The following is a 1,058-nucleotide window of genomic DNA, read 5'->3' on the forward strand; positions in this document are numbered from 1 at the left end:
GGCTCGGCTACGCGTACTTCCACCTCAACGGCAACCTCAAGGCCGTCGACATCAACAACGCGCTGGGCAAGGACCGCCCCGACAACGTCGACAACGGCTCCGAGGACATCCTCGTGCTCGGTTCGGACTCCCGCTCCGGTGCCAACGCGCAGTACGGCGAGGACCAGGGCGGCGCCCGCTCGGACACCGCGATGGTCGTGCACGTCAACAAGGGCCACAAGACGGCGAGCGTCGTCTCCATCCCGCGCGACACCCTCGTCACCCGGCCCGAGTGCACCGGTGACACGAGCGGACAGCCCGTCGCCGGGGAGCAGCGCGCGATGTTCAACACGGCGTACGAGGTCGGCGGACCGGCCTGCGCGGTCAAGACCGTGGAGTCGATGTCGGGGATCCGCATGGACCACTACCTCGAGGTCGACTTCACCGGCTTCAAGAAGCTGGTCGACAAGCTCGGCGGGGTCGAGATCACCACCAGGCAGGCGATCAACGACCCCAAGAGCCATCTGAACCTCGAACCGGGCACCCACACCCTGAACGGCGAGGAGTCACTCGGCCTGGTCCGCACCCGCAAGAGTGTCGGCGACGGCAGCGACCTCGGCCGCATCCAGCTCCAGCAGGCGTTCATCAAGGCGCTGATGGAGCAGGCCAAGAGCGTCGGCATCCTCAACGGCACCAAGCTGTACGGGATCGCGGACACCGCCACCAAGGCCATCACCACCGACTCCGACCTGGGCTCCGTCAAGGCGCTCGCGTCCTTCGCGAGCGGTCTCAAGGGTCTCGGGTCCGACGACGTCCACATGGTGACCCTGCCCGTGGAGTACGACCCGGCCGACCCGAACCGCGTCATCCCGCAGGAGGAGGCCGGCCGGCAGGTGTGGACGGCGCTCCTCCACGACCGGCCGATCCCCGCCTCCGCCACCGAGAAGTCGGCGGGCGACAAGGGCGACGCCGGGCAGATCGTGCAGTGATCCCGGCCGCCCGGGAATAGCCGGCGGCCGACCCTCGTTTTGGGAGATACGGCCGGTCCTGGCAGACTGGTACGTCGGCCCCGGTTCACG

1 protein-coding gene is annotated in these 1,058 nt (G+C 68.5%); it reads left to right on the plus strand.

The annotated features are described in order from the left end of the window. On the plus strand, positions 1-968 hold a 968-nt coding region (locus tag ABZV94_RS42030), incomplete at its 5' end, for an LCP family protein (protein WP_356350448.1). Between the last annotated feature and the right edge of the window lie 90 nt (positions 969-1,058).

Source organism: Streptomyces sp. NPDC004658 (assembly GCF_040609555.1).
Taxonomy (GTDB): Bacteria; Actinomycetota; Actinomycetes; order Streptomycetales; family Streptomycetaceae; genus Streptomyces.